Annotated in this window: 16 protein-coding genes; 9 read left to right on the top strand and 7 right to left on the bottom strand. The window is 29.6% G+C overall.

Features of this window, described 5'->3' with window-relative positions:
* Nucleotides 1-4: 4 nt before the first annotated feature.
* On the bottom strand, nucleotides 5-1798 hold the full coding sequence (locus tag NXS15_RS01765; protein WP_259290154.1) for an ABC transporter ATP-binding protein: 1794 nt from the start codon (nucleotides 1796-1798) through the stop codon (nucleotides 5-7).
* 12 nt (nucleotides 1799-1810) lie between these two features.
* On the bottom strand, nucleotides 1811-3637 hold the full coding sequence (gene pepF / locus NXS15_RS01770) for an oligoendopeptidase F (RefSeq protein ID WP_259290155.1): 1827 nt from the start codon (nucleotides 3635-3637) through the stop codon (nucleotides 1811-1813).
* A gap of 385 nt (nucleotides 3638-4022) precedes the next feature.
* Here pepF and NXS15_RS01775 point away from each other — a divergent pair, with 385 nt between their 5' ends.
* The 5 genes from NXS15_RS01775 to NXS15_RS01795 all read left to right on the top strand — a co-directional run bounded on the left by NXS15_RS01775 (nucleotide 4023) and on the right by NXS15_RS01795 (nucleotide 9949).
* Nucleotides 4023-5399: an ABC transporter ATP-binding protein gene (locus NXS15_RS01775; RefSeq protein ID WP_259290156.1), complete on the top strand. Its 1377-nt coding sequence runs from the start codon at nucleotides 4023-4025 to the stop codon at nucleotides 5397-5399.
* A complete protein-coding gene (locus NXS15_RS01780; RefSeq protein WP_259290157.1) occupies nucleotides 5383-6222 on the top strand; it encodes an ABC transporter permease in 840 nt (279 codons plus the stop codon). The genes NXS15_RS01775 and NXS15_RS01780 overlap by 17 nt, the downstream gene beginning before the upstream one ends.
* Nucleotides 6215-7042, top strand: coding sequence for an ABC transporter permease (locus NXS15_RS01785; protein ID WP_259290158.1), 828 nt, complete (start codon nucleotides 6215-6217; stop codon nucleotides 7040-7042). The genes NXS15_RS01780 and NXS15_RS01785 overlap by 8 nt, the downstream gene beginning before the upstream one ends.
* On the top strand, nucleotides 7032-8624 hold the full coding sequence (locus NXS15_RS01790) for a hypothetical protein (RefSeq protein WP_259290159.1): 1593 nt from the start codon (nucleotides 7032-7034) through the stop codon (nucleotides 8622-8624). The genes NXS15_RS01785 and NXS15_RS01790 overlap by 11 nt, the downstream gene beginning before the upstream one ends.
* Before the next feature lie 89 nt (nucleotides 8625-8713).
* The gene (locus tag NXS15_RS01795; RefSeq protein WP_259290160.1) at nucleotides 8714-9949 is read left to right on the top strand and encodes an endonuclease; all 1236 of its coding nucleotides are present in this window, start codon (nucleotides 8714-8716) and stop codon (nucleotides 9947-9949) included.
* 69 nt (nucleotides 9950-10018) lie between these two features.
* Here NXS15_RS01795 and NXS15_RS01800 read toward each other — a convergent pair whose 3' ends face one another.
* Nucleotides 10019-11107, bottom strand: a complete 1089-nt coding sequence (locus NXS15_RS01800) for a M42 family metallopeptidase (protein WP_259290161.1) — start codon at nucleotides 11105-11107, stop codon at nucleotides 10019-10021.
* Nucleotides 11108-11219: 112 nt separating this feature from the next.
* Here NXS15_RS01800 and mgtA point away from each other — a divergent pair, with 112 nt between their 5' ends.
* Complete coding sequence (mgtA, locus tag NXS15_RS01805; protein WP_259290162.1) at nucleotides 11220-13931, top strand: magnesium-translocating P-type ATPase; 2712 nt, start codon at nucleotides 11220-11222, stop codon at nucleotides 13929-13931.
* Nucleotides 13932-14006: 75 nt separating this feature from the next.
* Here the strand turns inward: mgtA and NXS15_RS01810 are convergent, their stop codons facing one another.
* Entirely contained in the window at nucleotides 14007-14762 is a 756-nt protein-coding gene (locus NXS15_RS01810) for a YgjP-like metallopeptidase domain-containing protein (RefSeq protein ID WP_259290163.1), read from the bottom strand.
* Nucleotides 14752-15498 (bottom strand): nuclease-related domain-containing protein, encoded by a 747-nt coding sequence (locus tag NXS15_RS01815; protein ID WP_259290164.1) that lies wholly within the window; start codon nucleotides 15496-15498, stop codon nucleotides 14752-14754. The genes NXS15_RS01810 and NXS15_RS01815 overlap by 11 nt, the downstream gene beginning before the upstream one ends.
* A gap of 173 nt (nucleotides 15499-15671) precedes the next feature.
* Here NXS15_RS01815 and NXS15_RS01820 point away from each other — a divergent pair, with 173 nt between their 5' ends.
* Entirely contained in the window at nucleotides 15672-16277 is a 606-nt protein-coding gene (locus NXS15_RS01820; RefSeq protein ID WP_259290165.1) for an FMN-dependent NADH-azoreductase, read from the top strand.
* 24 nt (nucleotides 16278-16301) lie between these two features.
* Here NXS15_RS01820 and NXS15_RS01825 read toward each other — a convergent pair whose 3' ends face one another.
* Both NXS15_RS01825 and NXS15_RS01830 read right to left on the bottom strand, forming a co-directional pair.
* On the bottom strand, nucleotides 16302-16730 hold the full coding sequence (locus NXS15_RS01825; RefSeq protein ID WP_259290166.1) for a transcription antitermination factor NusB: 429 nt from the start codon (nucleotides 16728-16730) through the stop codon (nucleotides 16302-16304).
* 26 nt (nucleotides 16731-16756) lie between these two features.
* Entirely contained in the window at nucleotides 16757-17620 is an 864-nt protein-coding gene (locus NXS15_RS01830; protein WP_259290167.1) for a hypothetical protein, read from the bottom strand.
* A gap of 138 nt (nucleotides 17621-17758) precedes the next feature.
* Between NXS15_RS01830 and NXS15_RS01835 the strand changes: the two genes are divergently transcribed.
* The gene (locus NXS15_RS01835) at nucleotides 17759-19309 is read left to right on the top strand and encodes a phospho-sugar mutase (protein WP_259290168.1); all 1551 of its coding nucleotides are present in this window, start codon (nucleotides 17759-17761) and stop codon (nucleotides 19307-19309) included.
* A 292-nt stretch (nucleotides 19310-19601) separates the two neighbouring features.
* Nucleotides 19602-22769 carry a hypothetical protein gene (locus NXS15_RS01840; RefSeq protein ID WP_259290169.1) on the top strand — a complete coding sequence of 1056 codons (3168 nt, stop codon included), beginning with the start codon at nucleotides 19602-19604 and terminating at the stop codon, nucleotides 22767-22769.
* The last annotated feature ends 2 nt before the right edge of the window (nucleotides 22770-22771 follow it).

Consider the following 22771-nt stretch of genomic DNA (forward strand, 5'->3'; position numbering starts at 1 on the left):
CTCCTTATAATTCCAATTGACTTTTGTGTATTTGTGCATAGAATGGCGAAGATTCTACCAATTGTTCGTGTTTTCCTTTAGCAATAATTTTTCCAGAATCCATTACAATAATATTCTCGCAATTTTTTAAAGCACCAATTTTTTGTGAAATTAAAATAGTGGTACATTTATAGTTTTTAGTAATATTTTCAATTACTTGTTTTGTAGTTATGTTGTCTAAAGCACTTGTAGAATCATCTAAAATTAAAATTTTTGGTTTACGCAATAATGAACGAGCAATTGAAAGTCTTTGTTTTTGCCCGCCAGAAATATTTGTTGCCCCTTGCGTGATTTTATGGTCTAAATTGTCACCAAATTTGTAAACAAAATCATAAGCACAAGCATTTTTTAAAGCAGTATTAATTTCTTCATCAGTTGCATCAGGTTTTGCTCATTGCATATTTGAACGAATCGTACCAGAAAACAACATTGCGTCTTGATAAACAATACCTACTGTATTCAATAGGTCCTTTGTATTGATTTGATTTACTTCGTGGTCACCAATTTTAATTGAACCTTCATCATAAACATAGTTATTTAAAAGCAAGCTAACAAGAGTTGATTTTCCAGAAGCAAATAAACCGATAATTCCTAAACTTGATTTATAGGGAATGTGTAAGTTAATATCACTTAAAGAATAATTGGGGTTATCTTTATAGTATTTGAAATTTAAATTTTCTATTGTAATATCAAGATTTTGATCTTCATTATTATTGATTCTTATTCCGTTTTCTACAACTAATTTGTCTTCTTTTGCAATCAATACTTCTCTGATTCTGACTGCAGAAATTTTTGCTCTGAAGGCAAATCTTAAAAACATTGTAATTAGTAAAATTCCAAAAGCAATCATTCAAAGATATTCAATAAATATATTCATTTGCACTACTGTATTATCAGTAGCTGTTTTCGAAATATACTCACCTCTAACAAACATATATATTCCAATAACAATAAAGTTATTGACTGTAAAAAATATTGGGTGTAAGGAAGTGATTATAGTTGCAGCTTTTGAATTTAATTTGAATCAGGTATTGTTAGAATTTCTAAATTTTTCCAATCTTTCGTTTTCGAGATTGTATGTTTTTATTGTTCTAATTCCTTTAATGTTTTCGTCGATTTCTTTAGTAACTTTTTCAACTTGTCATTGAGTTTTTTTAATCAATGGCGAGGCAAATTTACCGATAGCGACCATCACACCCATCATAATAGGTATTACTGGCAAAATAATTAATGCCATTTTTCAGTCAACTGAAAACGCAATTGTTGCTCCACCTACTATCATAATAAAACCTTTAACCATCATTCTCAATCCGCCAACAAGAAAGTTTCAAAAGATTGCAACGTCATTTGAAATTCTTGTCATTATTGATTCAGGTTTTAGGTCAGAAATATTTTTTAAACTTAAAGCGTTAAGTTTTTTAAATAGTTGTTTCCGATAAAATAGCGATGATCTTTCGGCAGCAAACACAAAAACAAATGTTGATGCAAATGTAAATAGCGATAACAATGTTGTTTGTAAAGCAATAATAATTATCAATTTATTCTGTACATCAACCTTTGGCATATTGTTAAAAATATGTCAATTTTTTAAAACTTCAATATGATCAACAATTGGTGCGTCCGAAAACAATAGTTTTATAAATTGCGATATAAAATTAGGAATTGTCAAACTAACCAAAACACCTAAAAAGACTAATAATGCCCCGAGGGTAAAGATTCATTTAATACGTTTAGGGAGCATTTTCATTAATTTAATCATCTAACCTCCTTTTTAACCGGTTTTAAAGATTTTCTTACCAAGTTTGATGTATTCTTCGACAAGTTCTTCGAAATAACTAAAACCAATTTTGTAAAATTTATCATCTTTTAAATCTACACCGACTTTAGCAAGCGTATCAAGTGGGTAATTTCTATCACCAGCTGATAAAAATTCTTTGATATAAGTATCTAAAAAGGCTGGGCCTTCATTTTTGTATTTTTTATAGAAAAAGTTAGCAACTAATTGTCCAATTGCATATTTGTAAACATAAAAACCGTAATAAAAGTGCGGCACAGTTACAGCTGCGATTTGCTGATCGCTATTGAATTTTGCTTTCTTAACTGAGTATTTTAAATTGTTTTCATAATACAATTTTGCTATTGCTTCATAACTTGGTCCAATTTTACCTTCTTCAATGTTTTTATACAAATCATACTCATAATTTGCTCATAATGTCTGTCTAAATACAGTACCAATAAAGCCATCTATCATTGATTCAATAATTTTGAATCTGAATTTATCGTTATTAGATTTTTTCAATAAATGGTCATATAGCATTAGCTCGTTAAATATCGAAGCGATTTCTGCTAAAAATATTGGATATGAAGCATTATGAATTTCATTATTTTTATCACTGAAATAAGAATGCATTGAGTGACCTAATTCGTGGGCTAAGGTTTCAACTGAACCTAAATCGCCATCAAAGTTCATTAAAATGTATTTTTTATCTAAACCATATGTTGAACCTATTGAATATGCACCAGAAATTTTATTGTCTATTGTCATATAGTCAATTCAATTTTCACTATAAGCTTTTTTGACAATATCTGTATATTCTTGTCCAAAAGGTTCTAATGCTTCAAGGACAACATCTTTCATTTGTTCTACAGTGAAAGTAGATTTGACTTTTACTAACTCACGCATCGAGTCGTATTTTGGCCGAAATTTCTCATTAAACTTGGCTTCGTAAAATTTTTTAAAATATTTATTTCGCTTGGCAATAATAGTTTTAAGACCACTGACTTTTTGGAATAATGATTGTAATAATTCATCATCAACTTTATCACTAAAAGTCAGCATGTTCACTGAATCTTTATAACCTCTAATTTTTGCTTCGGTTGCAATCGTGTTGAATTGTTGGAATAACAAATTAGCCAATGAATTTTTGTGTCTTAAATTTGCCTTTTGATAATTCAAATAAGTATTTTTTCTCAGCACAGCATCGTTTGATTTCATGAATTTAATACGTAATGCAGGTGATAATTTATATTTTTTACCTTTTGAATCTTGTATAAATCCATAATCTAATTCTGCATCAGTAATTAAATCAAAAACACCTTCGAACGATGGTGTTGCATTTGCTTGTTTGACAATATATTCTTCAACATTATCATCTAGCTTATGCTCAAAATCATTAATTGCATCAGTTAAATTTTTTCTGTGACTCGATAGACGAGGGTCATTGATTCATGATTTGATTTTTTCAATATTTTTGAAAAATCTAACAGGTTCAGACCCAATTTGTTCACTGATTTTTTGACTAATTAGATCTCATTTATTACTTAGTTCTGAGTATTTAGAATTTGTTAATTCACGATTAGAATTATTCGAAAGATAGTTAGAAATTCTATTTGTTAGCACACCAACTTCGGCCGATTTATTCAAATATTCAATATATGCATCAATATTGTCGTATTTAGATTCTTTAACATCAATAAAATATTGCATTTTTGTTTGATATTCATTGAATAAATCTTCAATGCCATTACCGTTCAATAAGCTTTCTAAATCAAATTGATATTTTTTATCAACATCGCTCAATTTTTTGTATTGTTTCATCTTTTTTTCTCCTTTCCTTTTAATTAATAATTATTAATTATATTACAAAGTAGAATTATTTCTATACCGATAATAGCGTTAAATTAAAGGCTAAATGATAATTTCAGTGAGCATTAATAGATTGAATTATTATTGCCGAAAAATCTTCGCAAATTTTATTCACAATTGCGATTGTTTAATATAATTATCTCCATTATGAAAGACTTAAATAAAACAGGTACTAAATTTGTATTAGCGAATTATTCTAGCAAGTTTTGCACTTCGCTATGTTTTTCATACGCCGAATACTTTGAGGATATTTTTGATTTAGCTTCCGATAATTACTAGTTGAGCATTTGACCAACTAGTAAACTTTAATTAACTTTTTAAATTAAGGAGTATATTTATGGAAAAAAATCAAAATATACGAAATGTTATCGAATTGAAGGAAGTTGTTAAAGAATTTGATGACAAAGTAGTTTTAGAAAAAATTAATCTAGATATTAAAAAAGGTGAATTTGTTACCCTTCTTGGACCTTCTGGTTCTGGTAAAACAACAATTTTAAGACTTATTGCTGGTTTTGAAAGAGCCACACGTGGTGAAATTAAATTTAACGGTAGAGATATTAAAGATCTACCAGCCCACAAAAGAGATCTTTCAACTATTTTTCAAGACTATGCTTTATTCCCACATTTAAATGTTGAAGGAAACATTAAGTATGGTTTAACACTAAAACGTGTTCCGAAAGAAACAATCAATCCAAAGCATCTTGAATTATTGCGAGTTAAAAAACAACAATGAGAAAAAAAAGCCGCATTAGAAATGGCTAAATTGGACAAACTACAAGCCCAATATGAATCTGAAATGGATAAATTTAAGCCAAATTCATTGCAATTCAAAAGAAGACAAAAATGATTAGATAAATCTGATTTTAACTATTCATATTGAGAAAACTATGTTGAAATGAAAGTCGAAGCATTCGAAAAGCAATATTTAACTAGAAAAATTTCAAAAGAAGAAATGAAAGAAGAAATTGCACAAATAGTGCAATTAGTAGGGCTAAATGGTTCTGAAAATAAAGCGATTAGCGAATTGTCTGGTGGAATGAAACAACGTGTTGCATTGGCTCGTTCATTGGTTATTGAACCAAGTATTCTATTGTTAGATGAACCTCTAAGTGCACTGGACGCTAAAATTAGAGAAAAAATGCAAAAACTATTGAGAAGTATTCAACAAAGATTGGGTATTACATTCATATTTGTTACTCACGATCAAGACGAAGCACTTGAGTTATCGGATAGAATTGCGATTATGCGTGATGGTGTGATTGAGCAATATGACACTCCAAAACAAATTTATGACTACCCAGTAAACAAATGAGTAGCAAACTTTGTCGGAAGTTCAAACATTTACAACGGTGTTTTCAGAAGTGGAGCAAGTGTTGATTTCATGGGTCGTAATTTTCAAACAATACATAAACAAGACGAATTTAAAATTGGACAAGATGTTGACGTTTTAATTCGCCCTGAAGATGTTGATATCGTATCGCTTGATGAATTAAATGGCAAAGATGTAATTTTAGGTACAATCATTGACTCAACTTACCGTGGAAGTTATTTCTATTTAAAAGTTAAATTTGCAAATGGTTTTCACATCTATGTTGAAACAGCTAAAAAATTCAATTTGAATGAAACGGTAGCTATTAGTTGAACCGTTGATTCAATTCACTTAATGGCAAAAGATGAAAAATGGGATTATCAATCTGATGAATTCAAAAATTAAAAGTAAAATTTCCTGAAATAATCGATTATTATTACTTTTGCCCTATATTTTATTAGCAATATTTTTAGTTATTCTACCTATAATTTTAATTATTATTAAAGCTTTAACTCCAAGACATAATTTTGATAGTGCTCAACTAATAAAAGAGTTTGGAACTTGAAAAATTATTGGCCGGAGCTTAAAAATTGGTGTTATTTCTTCTATTCTTTGTTTATTAATAGGTTTCCCTTATGCTTACTTTATAGCAACAACAAAAAATAAAATACTACCAATTTATGCGATGAGTCTAATTCTTTCGCCAATGATTATATTCACTATTGCAAAGATATACGCAATAAGAGGCTTCTTTTTGAGTATCTTCAATGAAGATAGTTTAGAGGCTGAATGATTTATGATTTTAGCATTAACTTATTTAAATTTACCTTACATGATTATGCCACTGTATTCAGTGTTTAAAGACATGCCTAAAAATATTATTGAAGCTAGTCATGATCTAGGATATAGCAAAATCCAAACTTTATTCAGAGTAGTTATTCCATACAGTACTAAAGCTATTTTAAGTGGTGTGAGTTTAATTTTTCTAGCTTCTGCTACCACTTTTGTGATTAGCGACAAATTATTAGCTAATCCTGCTCAACTACAAACAGTAGGTTCGATAATTAACCAATATTCAAACCCATCAAACGTATTTGAATTATCTTCAGGATCAGTGTTAGTTATTGTTGTGAGTGCTTTATTCATTGGCTGTTATGCAGGAATTAACTTTATACCAAGATTAATTGTTAAGTTAGTAAATCACAAGAAAAGAGGTAACAATGAATAAAATCGCTGAGTTTTTTAAAAGAACATACATTTATTTCATTCTTGCTCTAACTTACATTCCACTTGTGTTTTCAGTAATTTTCAGTTTTAACAAACCAAGCGATAAAGGATATTTGTCAACTTCTTGAAACGCATTTTCTCTAGAATCATGAAATACATTTTTCGATGACGGTAGAGATATTGCACTGATAAATTCAATAATTGTTGCTTTGTTTACAGCTGTTTTAGTTGTCTCGATATCATTGTTAACGGTTTTTGCTCTTTGAAGACAAAAAAATAAAAAAATTGAGAGTGTAATTAAATCTGTTAATAATATTCCTTTAATTAATCCTGATAATATTACAGCTATTGCATTGGTTTTAGTATTTTCACTGTTTTTTGGAACTCTTTCTGTTGCAAAAGAAGGACTTTTAAGAGGTATAGTTGCTCATACAGTTATGGCTTTACCTTATGGAATTAGTTTAATGTATCCAAGAAGTGAAAAATTTGAGCGTTCATTATTTGAAGCTAGTCAAGATTTAGGTTATTCAAAATTCAAAACCTGATTCAAAACCTATTTTATCTACATGATTCCTTCAATAATTTTTGCAGGTCTTGTTGCCACTTTCTTGTCGTTTGATGATTTTATCATCTTAAAAACTACAACAAATACCTCAACTCTAGGAACAAAACTATATGAAGGTAATTTCCGTGGTTGAGGATTGGTTGTTGGTGCTGCAGTGTTATTGATGACATTAGTTGGTAACGCAATTTATATCGCATACAAAGTCAAAAAAACTAAAGTTAAAAAAGTAAAATTTAAGGAGCAAAATGAAAACTAAAACTAAATTCATTTTAAAAAGAGTTGCCTTTGGCGTTGGTTTAACCGCAATGGCAACTGCTTTAGCAGCTGCTCTAATCTATAAATTTAAAAAACCATTTAAACCAACTTTTTATAACTATAAATCATATATATCAGACAATGCAAGACAGGCTGTAAGTGAAAAATTTGACTTTAAAGAATTTGAAACAATTGGTGAATTTACTAAAGCTGTTTTAACAGAAAAAGCAATCGGTGGTATTGGCTCAGATGCGCAGGCAGTTCAATTAATTAAACGTAATAAATTGAAAAGAATTGATTATGTTAAATTGTTCTACAAAGATACACCTGATTGAGCAAAAGGTAAGACATTTGCAGAATATCGTAAACTAGATCAATACAAAAAAATGCAAACCCAAATCTATACAAAATTAGTTTGAGATCACTTAGCATACTACGATGAAGTTTTAAAAACCGACTTAATGAATGAACCATGAGAAGATGATGAACCAAAACACTTATACGACTATTTTATTCCTTACTTTAGTCAAGACATGGTTATTGCATATAATCCTACAAAACTTGATAATGAGTTGAAAAACGCTTCAATAGATACTGTTGAAAAAAGAAAAAAACTTTACGAATTAGACTCATTAGTATTGAATAAATTAGCAAATATTGGTTTTAATGCAAATAAACCTATGGATCAAAAAGAAGTTATGTTTGTTGATGCGTTGCAATCATTGAAACAATCTAGTTACAATCGTTGAGAGTTAACCGATTCAGTTAGAGATAACATGATTTATGGTTCAGGTTATAACAATCAAATCCCAACAGGTGAAGCAAGTACAAAATCAGAACCAAAACTATATCAAAAATTGATTAATCAATTTGCTGAGTCAATTAAAGCCGGTATCGGTTACAACTTAACTAATCCTAATTTACAACTTTTAGGTGATGGTCAATTATTATTGAATAACTTGATTAATTTTGATTCAAATGTTGAGGCCGGAATTATCTATAACGGTGATGCATTTGACGCATACAATTCAGAGGATAATTACGAAGCTGTTAAAAAAGGAACAATAAGATTCATTAGACCAAAACAAAATCTATTGTTAGTTGATGGTTTAGTTATTACAAACAGTGATAAAGTCAATGAAAAATTCTATGACGAAATGTTAGAGAATGTTAAACATGCATTCATGAGTGGTCTTCAATTCAATGAAGGTGAAGAAAGAACATGAGAAAATGTTAGTGAAGAAACAATTCAAACATATTCAGCATACGATAATTTTGATTATGTTTCATATACACCAGTGTACAAAGTTTTATATGACTATATAACTGCAAACAACTTCAATGTTGACGAGTTGAAAGATGATGAAAAAACACCTGAAGCGTTAGAAAAATATAAACAAGAACTATACGAAGCCAAATACGCTAAACAACTTTATGAAATTAAAGACAATTACGAAATTGTCGATCCAGTAAGTGGCGAAACATTGATTTCTTATGATGTTAACCACACAGCAATAGTTCCTACTGATCAAAAAACCGAGACAAACCTAACAACTTATTGAAACAAAAAAACCAGAAATTAAAGATTTAGACACACTTATTTTGTGTGTCTTTTTCTATTTTTTTGAACTAAAAATAATAAAATTTCTATGAAAGATTCTTAAGGAGAAAGATGAGAAAAAATTTACTTAAATTATTGCCTGTCGCACTAATGCCTATTACTCTAAGTGCTTGCAACTACACAGATCCTAAATTAAATGAAGAACTAAAAAAAGTATCAATATCACCAGTACGTGATAGTGTTGATTCTAGTGTATCACTAGACGATTTTGCTAGCGATAAGTACCTTAAAGTAGATGGACTATCACCAAATAATAAAATAATCATAAAAAAAATTCAAAAAGTAGGCGACGATAACTTATTAGTAACATTTGAAATCGTCGATAAAGCAACAAGAAAAACCAGTGAACAAAAAACACAACAAATCCATATGAAATACATTGACTCAAGCAGTCAAAGTAATTCAACTAACAACAAATTTGTCTATGAAAAAAACAATTATTATTCATCGCTAAATGGTTTGCGTGGTAAAGAACTTTTTAAAGAACTATCAAAAATTCAAGCTGAGAAAGTAGCTATCAAAAACAGCCGAGAAATTATTGAACAAGGGCCTAACAAATATGATTATCAATATGCAGAGCTATACAATATTTACAAAACAGCTTTTGCTGATAATTTCTTTGAAAAAGATCAATCAATTATTGATATTTATTCAGAAAATCCAAATGGTAAAGACCCTTATGTATATTCATTTAATAATTATGAAGGGCGTGACAAAAACAACAAAAGTGGCAAGAAACTTAATAACACAAAAGGTGAAGGAAGTGTGTTTAACAGAGAACATACTGTTCCCCAATCTTGATTTAACAAAGAACCAAATATAAGAACTGATGCACATTTTGTATTTCCTAGTGATAAAAAAGTAAATGCCGATAGGGGTAATGGTATTTATTATACTGTGGATAATGGTGCAAAAATAAGTTTAAATGGAACAAAAACTACCGCTAACTACACAGAACCTATTGACGCATTCAAAGGCGATTTAGCCCGTGCAACACTTTATTTTGTTTTAACATATCCACTTTCATGAGAAGATGGTAATGGCAGTGCTGATTTATTCAAAAACACATTCCCTTATTTAAACAAAAAATATTTAGACACCTACATTGATTGAAGTAAAAAAGATGGTATTGATGGTTTTGATATCCAACGAAACAACGAAATTGCAAAATACTATGGAGGGTTGCGTAATCCATTTAGTGACTATCCTAACTTAGCTAGTTTAATTTTCGGAACTGGCGACGATGTTTTTGTTGATAAAGGTATATTAGTTGGACTTAATCAATAAAAAGACTGAATAATTTGCGAATTTTTAAGAAAACAGCGTCTTGTTGACGCTGTTTTTAATAATGAATATTTATTGGTGTTTCAATTCTTTGGCTCTTTCGACATTGAAGTATTTTACAAATTCAGTTGCTAAATCGATTGCAGCTTGTATGTCAACTAACGAACACACACCAATTGGTGAGTGTAGATATCTTTGTGGTAGAGAGAAAGTAATTGCAGGCACACCGCCTTTACCATATTGCAATGCAGTCGCATCGTTACCACCACCTTCAGAAATATATTTATAGGCAGGAATATTGTGTTTACGTGCTAAAGACATTAACATTTCTGTAAATTTAGGATTAGTTAGTAAACCTCCATCTTTAACTAATAGAGCAACTCCATCTCCTAATTTTGTTCCACCTTTAATTGCACCAGTTGTATCGTGACTTGCACATGTATCAATTGCAATTGCCACATCAGCATCAATAATAGATGTTGCTGTTTTAGCACCTCTTAGACCTACTTCTTCTTGAACTGTACCAACGATGTATGTTTTATTTGGTAGGTCTAAATCTTTGATGTTGTTGGCTAGAAAATCAATAACTGTTACCCCAGCTCTATTATCCATTGATTTACCGGCAACTAAATTATTAGGCATATCAAATGCTTCGCCACTCATATAAACTCTATCTCCTGGTTCAATACCAAAATCAATTACTTCTTGTTTGTTAGCAAAACCTGCGTCCACAAATAATTCTTTATTTGTTGGGGCTTTTGTAACTTTTTCTCTTTCCAAAATGTGTATTGATGTGTGGCCAAAAATACCAGTAATTTCTTTGTTGTCACGATTTGTGACAATTTTAGCTTTAGTTCCAATAACAGTAACTGGTCAAATTCCACCAACTGGTTCAACTAGTAAATTACCGTTTTCTTCGATATTTCTAACAAAATAACCAACTTCATCCATGTGTGCTGCAAACATAATTACAGGGGCATTAGGATCGCTTTGTTTATTTGAAATAATTAGCGAACCAAAACCGTCTCTACTAAATTCTAATTTATCTGATTTGATGTTTGCTTTTAGAGCATCAACGACTGGTTCTTCGTATCTACTCATTGCTTCAATAGCCATATATTCTTTAAGTCTTGTACTTAATTTTTCATATTTTTTACTCATATTAATCTCCTGATTTTTATTTTACATAAATATTTAAATATTCATTTAATAATTAACTTATATATTTAATTAATATAAAATTAATATATAAGTGCATAGTAAAGGAGGTTAGATGAAAAGAAAAAACAAAAAACAAGCTGTCTCAACCGATTTAGTTAAAAAACGTATTCACGAGAGTGCAAATATGAATGATAGTGAATTATTTGCAACATTTAATTCCTCAGCCAAAGGAATTATTGATGATTCAACTATTGAAAAAAATCTTGAGATTTATGGCTCAAATAAGTTGGATAAAAAATCTAATAATACACTTTGGAATAAAATTGTGGCTTCCTTTTTTAATCCATTTTCAATTATTTTAATCGTTTTATCACTTATTTCGCTTGTTACTGATGTTATATTGAAATTAGTAAATAACGAAAAAGCTGAACCGGCAACAATGATTATTATTCTTTCCATGGTTTTATTAAGTGGTATTTTGCATCTAGTTGAAGAAATTCGCTCGAGTTCATCATCTGATAAATTAATCAAAATGATATCAACTACCGCAAGAGTTCAAAGGAACGGAATCTATTATGAGTTGCCATTGGAAGAAATAGTGGTTGGAGATATCATAGTCTTGGCTGCGGGCGATATTATTCCTGCGGATGTAAGAATATTGAGTGCGAAAGACTTATTCGTCTCTCAGTCTTCTTTAACCGGCGAAAGTCATTCGATCGAAAAATTTTCGCATTTAGTCAAAAACTTTGACTACGATAATATCGTTGATTACCACAACTTAGCCTTTATGGGTTCTAATGTTATTTCTGGCTCTGCTCGGGCAATAGTTGTGGCAACTGGAAATGAAACATACATTGGTCAAGTTGTACAGAAAATAAACGAAAAACCAGTTAAAACTGATTTTGAAAAAGGTATTTCATCAATCTCAAAATTATTAATTAGAATAATGTTGATAGTGGTGCCGATTGTATTTTTGATTATTGGTATTAAGGGACAAGTCAAAGGCGATAGTAGTAAATGACTAGAAGCATTGCTATTTGCTATTTCAGTTGTTGTTGGTTTAACCCCTGAGATGTTGCCAATGATAGTCACATCGACCTTGGCTAAAGGTGCTGTAACAATGTCTAAGAAAAAAACAATAATCAAAAGTCTAAATTCAATTCAGAATTTTGGGGCAATGGACGTGTTTTGTACAGATAAAACCGGAACATTGACCTTAGATCAAATTGTCCTAGAACGTCACTTAGATGTTTTAGGCAAAGACAATAATCGTGTATTACGATATGGTTTTTTAAACTCGTATTTCCAAACAGGTTTAAAAAATCTGCTTGATTTATCAATAATTGATAAAACAGAAGAATTAAGTGTTATTGATGAGCAATTACGTCAATTAGAGACTTTATACAATAAGGTTGATGAAATACCATTTGATTTCGAAAGAAAGAGAATGTCAGTTATTGTTAAGAGCAAAGACTCAAAAGTACAAGTTATTACTAAAGGTGCTGTTGAAGAAATGTTATCAATTTGTTCACATATTGAAATTGGTGGCAAAATAGAACAATTAAGCACCCATCTAATACAAAAAGTATTGAAAAATGTTGATGATTTAAACGATAAAGGTATGCGTGTTATTGCGGTTGCCCGTAAAGATGTTGATTTAAATACCGTAGGAACATTTAGCGTTAAAGATGAATCAGAAATGATTTTGATTGGTTATTTAGCCTTCCTTGATCCGCCTAAAGAATCAACAGCGAGTGCTATTGAAAATCTACACAAACACGGTGTAGAAGTTAAAATTTTAACAGGTGACAACGCTCGTGTTACAAGAGCAATTTGTGCACAAGTTGGTATCCCTAGTGAAAAAGTAATTTTAGGTAAAGATCTTGAGTCATTAAACCAAGAACAAATTGAAGATGTTGTTGAACATTACAATATTTTTGCTAAACTTTCACCAGACCAAAAAGCAACTATTATTACTGCTTTACGTAACAAAGGACACGTTGTCGGTTATATGGGTGATGGTATTAATGATGCCCCTGCAATGAAAGTTGCTGATGTTTCCATTTCAGTGGATACAGCAGTTGATATTGCCAAAGAGAGTGCTAATATTATTCTTTTAGAAAAAGACTTAAATGTTTTAGCAACCGGAATTATTGAAGGTCGTAAAACATACTCAAACATGAATAAATATATCAAAATGACTGTCGCAAGTAATTTCGGTAATATTATCAGTATTTTATTTGCTGCCTTGATCTTACCATTCTCGCCGATGATGGCAGTTCAAATTCTATTCCTTAACCTAATCTATGATATTTCTTGTGGTGCAATACCTTGAGATAATGTTGATAAAGAATTACTGAACAAACCTCGTAAGTGAAATCCGAAGTCAATTGTTAAATTTATGCTCTGATTCGGCCCTGTTTCGTCTATAGTCGATATATTAGCCTTTATATTATTGCGCTATGTCTTTATACCTAATCTATATCCAGGTCTTGATGTCGACAGCGAAAGATTTAAAATCTTATTCCAAACAGGTTGATTCATAATTTCAATGTGAACTCAAAGTTTGATTATTCACTTTATTCGGACTGAAAAAATTGCCTTTATTCAATCAAAACCAGCAACACCGCTATTGTTATTCTCGATTTTAGGGTCAATTCTAATTACTGTTAGTCCTTATGTTCCATGATTAAATAACGCATTAAAAGTTGAGGCTTTAAACCCTTGATTCTACGCCTTATTGGCTGGCTCAATACTTTTATACATAACCCTAACTTTATTTGTAAAAAGATTGTATCTAAAAAAATATAAAGAATTGCTTTAATATAAACAGATTTAAGCGAAAAATAATCAAAAACCAGCGTCAATATAAACGCTGGTTTTTCTTTATTAAAAAGAGCTATTTTGCTATTTCTAAATCTAAATTTATATACGCAGAGATTTCAATATTTTTTCCTGAATAAATATTGAAATTAGAATCATTTTGCTTACAAAATTGTTTAAATTCACGACTGTGGCCTTTACCGCGAAAAATATCATGTGCGATTTCATGTATCATGACTGAATCTCAATATTCGTGCGGTGTTAACAATGTTAACACTGAATAGTGAATTTCTTTTTTCTTTGTTAAGGTATTGAACTTGTATGATCCTCAATAGCTCAATCTTTTATAGATATTTATTGGAATTGTATCAATAACATTGAGTTTTCTTTCAATATTTTTGTGTCTTTGTTCAACTTCTTTAAATAACCAGATTTTCAATAAATTCAACAGTTTTGAATTAAGTTTTTCCATACTGATATTGCGATAATTTTGCTTCAATACAAAATAGGCAATATTTTCTTTGTCGTCTAAAAGCATACGCATTTTTGTATCCTTATAGATGAATTTTGTTTGGTATCTTTTTCCGCCTATTCAAACAAATTTATTCTCAATTGGTGAAAAAACGTATATTGCTTTTTGTTCAAATTTAATAGAGTCACTATTTTGGATAAGTCCATTTATGTATTTTGCTAAATTCTTTTTGCTATTGTAAAAAATAACAATATTTTTAGTTATTGAGCTCGCCTTATAGCCATTAGTTTTATTTTTTGTATAGTATAAATCGTAGGTGACATTGTCAATAGATACTGAGCTCGGGATATTATTCTCCATTTTGTTTGAAGCCTTTTTCTCATTTTTTAATATCTTTACGTGAAGTTACTTTATTTGTTTTAATAGCGTCTAACACAGCATTAACTTTTTCTTTATCCATTTCTCCGAATTCATCTAAATCATTCTCAACTTCTTGCAGTATTTGTTGATAATTTTTTTCGCTGGCAATTATTGTGTGATTATCAACACCTTCAACACTAAATTTCAAATCCTCAGGAAAAATAATCATTGATAACATTGGTAAATTAAAACCACACATAGCGTGAAAATGATTTAGGTGTGTATGGTTTTGTGATATTGGATTAGTTACTTTTCGGTTGTGTTTTTTATAAACTAATGACAAATTTTTGTTGGCAACACTGCCTTTTAATTCACCAATTAAATATTTCGTTTCAATAATAATGAATATTTTGTTGTTGTATAAAATTCCGTCAATTTCAAATTTTTGACTGCCCATGGCATATTCGTATAAGCCACCAGGAATGTATTTGAAATTGATTTTTTTGTTTTTTGTGTAGTAAGTTAACTCGTTGGAAATTTGCGATTCGAATTTGAAGCCCATTGTTTCTTTTTTTCTTGCTTTGGTGATATGTCAAATGTAAAGAGTTAATAGAGATACGATTAATAATCCCATTAAAACTGTGCCTATAATAATACCGTTTCGCATTTCGATCGATATATTTTTTGGCTCATTTGCGGTATTTTGCAAAATCTGATTAAATTGGTTTTGATTCATAATGTTTTAATTATAAATAATTTTCAAGTCGTTATTTTAATTTAATGACTATTCGCCGGCATTAAAGGTGCAAAAAAAGCAAAAAACGTGATTTAAGGCGAAAAAAACCGAAAAAAAGTTATTTATGCTATTTCGTGTGGTGTTATAATAACGTTATATAATCGGAGGAATAAATGAAATCATTAAAAATATTATCGGTAACAGGTACCGTAAATAGAGAATCTTTATCAGAAAAACTAAACAATGAAGCCGTAAAAGAATTAATGGCTAAATATCCAAATTCAACATTAACTAAACTAGATACTTCAAATTCACAATTTGCTAATCATTCATTGACAGCAACAAACTTTGCAGAATTTTTTAAAGATGTTGACTCAGACGAATGAATCAATAAATTACACGACACAGATGTTTTAGTTTTATCAACACCAATGACAAACTTTTCATACACAGCAGGAATTAAAAACTTTCTAGATGCTATTGCAGTTGCTAACAAAACTTTTTCATATAAATACAGTACAAAAGGTGGTTCAATTGGTTTACTAACTAATCTTAAAGTTGTTATTATCGGAACCCAAGGAGCTCCATTAGGTTGATACCCATTTGCCGGTTTTCTTGACACACTAAAAGGAATTTTCAATTTCTTTGGTGCTAAACAAATTGAAACATTTTTAGTAGACGGCAACAAAGTTGAACCTAGAAGCAAACAAAGCCACGATGAAATCATTGCTGAAGTTAAACCTGAATTAAATAAAATTTTAGAATCATTGGAAATATAAAAAAAATGGCGCAAGCCATTTTTATTATTTCAAATATTTACGTAAAAATGCTTCATTAACCACGAAGAAACGATAAACATTATCAACTACTCTATTAACGTGTTTGTATAAATTGGATTCTTCTCCAAAAAAATCTTTGGTTACTTCGACAGCTTCGTTAATTACAATTCTAGGATTAATACTGAACATTTCCAATGTTGAGTTCAATAAAATTGCTCTTATTAATGGGCTTTCTTCGTTTCAAGTTTTATTGGTTAAAAATTTGTCAATAATTTTCGCTAAATAGTCTTTATTTTGAACAACTTTTTCTAATTGTAAAAATTGTTCATCATTCAATTCATCGTGTGTTTGTCTTATTCTTGCTAAATCATAATTATTCAATAACTCGCAAGCATAAATAACATTAATGACTTCGATTCGATTAGTTCTGCGTGATTTAGTCTTTTTATTCATGTTTGTAATTGTATACTAAAATTCAATTAATATTTGATTTTTCGGACATTATTAATGAATTTTTCTTTCAAAATATTAGTTACGATAAATACGGGGCTAAAAACTGTAATGTAAATTGGAATTATAAATAAGTCTTTAATGACTATTTTTACGAATAAAACAATATAGTCTATGCCATAATGTTTTAATTTTCCGCTCTTGGGAGCAAAAAAGTAATTATAAAATTCTATATAGCTTACTGGTCCTAGTATTCATCTAAATACTATTGAGATAAATAAAATTAATGATGTAACGAGAATATAATAGTTTCATTTTTCGTTTTTGTAAATGAAGTACAAAATAGTGAAAAAAGTAGTTAAAATCAGTGATAAGAATGCATAAACCATAATTAAAATGACAATAATATTGCGAGGAGCAATTACTTTTTTGCTTAATTTAAAATCGCCATTAGGATCGGCATATTTTAAATAAATGATTATTGCTAGTACAAAAGAAATTATGGTCAATGTGTAAGCAAAGACAAAACGAATTATTTTTGTTTTTCTAAACATTAAAAAATAAAAATAAGATACAGCCGAAATTAGTGGGGGCACAATTGCGTAAAGCCAAAATCATGTTCCAATAGAACCTGTTAATAAAAGAACGAGGGTGTCACCTAATAAAGATAATATTGCACCTTTAAAAGGTCCGAAAATTAGACCATAAAAAATAAACATCAGATATTCTAATTGCACTGGAATTACACGCAATATTGTAAATTTAGCAAAATAGATAATCACAATATGCATTGACAAAAATATAGCGCCAAGAACCAGTTCATAAACATTTACTTTAAAAATTTCGTTAATTCAAGTTTTAGACTTAGGTTTTTTTATAATAGAATCTTTCATAAACCTCCAATTCAAGATGAATTATAAACACACAGAAAAGGAATAATTAATATTTGAAAAAAATTTTTATTTTTTGACTTTTTGTATAAAATTACCAGTTTATAACTAATAAGGAGTTTATTAATTTATAATTATTGCATGAGTAAAAATATTAAATTAGAACCGATAGATTTCGGAACTGCAGGCATAAGGGGAATTGTCGGCAAGGGTATAAATCATTTATCCCAAGCACATGTTCAACGGATTGCACACGGATTTGCTAAATATTTATTGAATAAATACAAAGATGAAAAACAAATAAAAGTGGTAATTGGACGTGATAGTCGTCGTTACTCACACAAATATGCAAGCATTATTGCAAATATTTTGCAAAGCTACGAAAAATTTAAAATAATTATAAGCAAAGATTTAACACCTACACCCTTTGTTTCATTTTTAATTATTAAACACCAAGCCCATGGTGGTTTTAATATCACTGCAAGTCATAATCCTTATCTATACAACGGAATCAAACTATATAACAACTATGGTTCACAATGTTTGCCTGAGGAAATTGAACAAATAAAATCATATTTTGAAAATTATGACTTTTATTCTGAATATGTTGATGCTAAATTTCCTTTAAGCAACAAAAACATTCAAATTAATACTGAAAAAGAGAAAAAAGAGTATTTGACTAAAGCTATTCAGGCTGGTGGCGAATATAATTTTGCCACTTCTGAAAAAATAAAATTTGTCTATTCAAGTTTGCACGGAGCTGGAATTAAATTTGCTCGTGAAATTTTTGACAGATTTGGCTTTAAGCAAAATATTGATTATTTTATGCCAACAGAACAAATAAAACCGAATCGCAATTTTCCTACCTGTCCTTATCCTAATCCGGAATTAAATGAAGCCTATAAAGAGAGTGAAATAGTGGCATTAAAAAACAATGCAGGCGCAATTATTGTTACTGATCCTGATGTGGATCGAGTAGGTATTAAAGTCTTACACAAAGGGCAATATGTATTGCTAAATGGAAATGAAACTGCCACCTTAATTTTTGATTTTTTACTGAAAAATATTGAAAACATTAAACAAAATTCATACATTGTTTACTCGTTTGTCTCATCAAATCTACCCGCTTTGATTGCTAAAAAACACAATATAAATAGTTTCATAGTTCCGACAGGTTTTAAATGAATTTCTAAATTTATTAACGAAAACAGTGGCAATTATTTATATGGTTTTGAAGAGAGTTATGGTTCTTTAATTGATCCATCAATTGCACGTGATAAAGACGCCTTGCAATCGTTAGCTATACTGTTAAAAATGGTTGATTTTTACAAACAACAATCCAAAACACTTGTTGATGTGCTTAATGACATTTACGAAGAATACAATTTTATTTCTTCAAAAACAATCAATATTGAAATTAGCGAAAATTTTAACTTATCTAAATTACAACAACAATTTAAAAATATTGACTTAGCAAATAAAGTTGTTACTGACTTTAACGAAAACACTGATTACATGAAAGCAAATATGATTAAGATCAGTTTTAAAGATAACGATGATTGAATTGCTTTAAGACCTTCTGGCACTGAACCAAAAATTAAGTTTTATATTTTTGCTTATGGCAAAACAAAGAAAATTTCTGAAGAAAATCTCAATAAATATATTGAAAAAATTGAGTTATTAGTTCGTTAAAACAAATGATTTCAAACACTTTTTGAGTGTTTTTTTATGATAAAAATTATTTTTTAAAAAATCTTTTTTCTATATAATTGAATTGTTATGTTAAAAAACTTAAATGCACGCATTTTTAAAGGGAAAAATATTATCATGATTCAAATCATGAATTTTTACTAATGCGAGCCACAAGTGTTTCTATGGTGGCTGATCGAAGCCTACCCAGTAAATTTAATTAACTTAAGTAGGTTCTAGAAATCTACTTTTAATTTTATTTACATAACCATAAATTAATACCACGGAGGTCAATATGAAGAAGAAAAATTTATTGTCAATAACAGCATTGTCGCCATTGCCGTTAGTAGCTTTGGCTGCTGCATGTACTAATGACGGACAAAAATCAAACAATAATGAAGACGAAAGAAAAATTGCTAGTTTAACAAATACATTGAAAAAAGCAAGAGAAGATATTGAAAAAAGCAAAAAATTGATTGAAAAATTAACTGCTCAATTAGAAGCACAACAAAATCCAAACTCAAATGATCGAGATAGAATTGCTGATCTAGAAGCTCAAATTGAATTGTTAAATAGAGAAATTGAAAAAGTTAGAGGTAAAAAAATCGAAAGAAGTAATGTTTCGGCTAAAAAATTACTTAACACTTTATCAAAATTTTTAACCGATCAATTTCCAAATGAATTGCAAAGACAGTTCCCTGAAAGATATGAGAGCGAAAAAAATGTTCTAAATCAAATTAGAACAAGTGTTTTAGCTACATTGAACGAGTACAATAATACTCCAGAAGACTTATCTAATTTTATCAGTTGACAACAAGCAATTATCAATGTTTTAGGTCGTGCTTCAGTTGTTGCAAACTATGTTAATAGCGGTTCGAGTGTTGTTTTATTACCTGTTAAAGCAGATGAACAATTAGCAATGTTATTCCAATGAAGAATTGATGATATTGATAGATTGATTGAAGCTGTTAAAGCAAATCAAGACTCGGTGTATAACACAGAAGGCTCTAATGACGATGGTGCAAGCGAAAAACAAAAACTTATCGCTGAATTAGAATCATATAAAGAAGAATACTTGAATGCTAAAAACGAAAAATTATTGATGGCTCAAATCGCCAGTTGATACAGATTGGAAGATAATACTGCAACAGCTGTTGCTGGAAAATTTATTAATGTAGGTTCAGTAACAGACTCAATAGCTAATAGACGTTTCTTAGCAAAATATAAAGTTGATCCAAGCATGACAATCTCGCCATTCCCTGTATATCAATCAATAATTGATCAAGAATTTATTCAAAGTGCCAAAGAAAAATTAACAGCGATGAAAAATCAAGTTGTTGAGTGATTAAAAGTTGAAAAACAAAAACCATTTGTACGTTCATTGCGTTACACAAAACTTTATACAAAACTAATTTCAACACTTAGCTCTTTAATTTCTTCAACAACTGGCGATAGTGTTAAATATAGCAGTTTTGAATACGAAAAAGACGTTGAATTATTTATTGCCGAAGCCAAAGAATTATTAGCACAATTAAAAGCAGTTGACTTTGAAGCAGAGAAAGCAAAACTTGATAAATTAGTTGATGATGCAGTAGGTACTAACGGAACATTATGAACATCATTCGCAAATAGAAATACTAAAGAATTTAGAGAAAACGAAGACAATTACGAAAAGATGTATAAAGATTTTTATGCTTATTACAGACCTAAAATTGTTGACTTAAGAACCAAAGCACATTCAAACTTCCAAGAATCATTTGTTAGATATACTCAATTTTTAACTTTAGAGGCAGAAATTAATCATGCATACAAATTAATTGACTTGCATAAATTACTGGGCGATAATATTAATGATGAAGGTTTTAAAGCATTAACTAAATATGACAGTACCGAAGAAATTGACTCAAAAATTAAAGAACAAGAAACGAAAATCGCTTCATACAAAGATGCTTTAAAACAAAAATGAGATTTAATTCAAGCATTATTACAAGAATATACAGGTTCTACAAAAGAAGATGCATTGGCTTATATCCAAAATATTTACACCAAAGCCAATGAAGATAAAACATTGTTAACTACAAACTTTGCAGAAGGTGGTAAGTGAAATTCATTTTATTCTGCTGAAGATGAAAACAAAATGATTGAAGCATTCGACAATTATTTACAATTTGTTGAAGGAATCAACTCATCAGCACAATCGAAAGATAACGAATCACTAAATGCTGATATTCAAAAAATTAAAGAAAAAACAAATAAACTTAAAACAGATTTCTTTGGTTCAAAAACATCTTTAGAAAACCAAGATGAAGCAAACGATGATCAAAGCGACTCTGATTCATATTTTGTTCAATTCTTCAATAATTTACAAGAGCAAGGATACGAAACATCTGGAGAAGAATATAACAAACAAATTCAATTGTTTACTGACGTTTTAGATTTATATAACATGTCGAATGCATTAAACTATGATGACCCTGAATTTAACAATAATATTTCTAACATCAGAACTCAGCTGGCAACAGTTAAACAAAATGTTGAGAGTGCAAAAGATTATAACAGTTACTACGATTGAAATGTCGAAGGTGAAATTGTAAATCAAATTAGAGATGATATAGCCGGCGATTTATTCTGGTTAGACAAAAAACTTCAAAAAGTTCTTTCTCAAAAAGAATCTGGCAATGTTGATGGCGAAGAAGGTGCAAAAGCACAATTAGATAAAGTTAAAAAAGGACTTCAAACTAAAATTCCTGCACTAGGAAACCCTGCAACTGATACACCTACAAACGAATTAACATCTTCTATCAAAATCAGTATTGATACAGCAAACGAAGCAATTCAAAATCTAAATAGAAGAAAAAGAAGAATCCAAAATCTAGCAAAATTATTACCAATTCAAGAATTGCTAGTCTTAATTAGATATTATGAAAATAATCAAAAATCAAAATTATTAGAAATTCTTCCTAAAAAATCAAATGACCAAAACGGAAATAATGCAACAGAGGCTAACGGTGGTCAAGATAAAGAAATCGCTGATTTCTTTGATGAATCTCTAAAAATAACTAGCCAACCAAGTTCGGCTAGACAAATTACTTCTGTTGAAGTAGAAAACTTTAGTCACGAAGACCCTGCTGAGCAAAATAAAATATTCCAAGAATTCAGAACATTAGAAGAGCAATATGCTAATGCATTGATTGAATTTATTGAAAACAACGAAAATAGCAAAGAAAATGAACTAAAAGCATCAGTTAATACAGCAAGAAATAACTATTATGAATTTTTAAATTCTCTAAAAGAAAAAGGTGTAATTTTAGATAATAAATTTATCAGAATGAGTGCTGATAGATACGTAACCGATGAAGATGCAGAAGACAAGTTAACTCCATTTGATTTATTGAAAAAATATGTATCATCAACCGGAGTTAACAAAGTGGCCACGAATTTATATAACGAATATGTAAAATAATA

Source organism: Mycoplasma sp. CSL7475-4 (assembly GCF_024834065.1).
GTDB lineage: Bacteria > Bacillota_I > Bacilli_A > Mycoplasmatales > Metamycoplasmataceae > Mycoplasmopsis.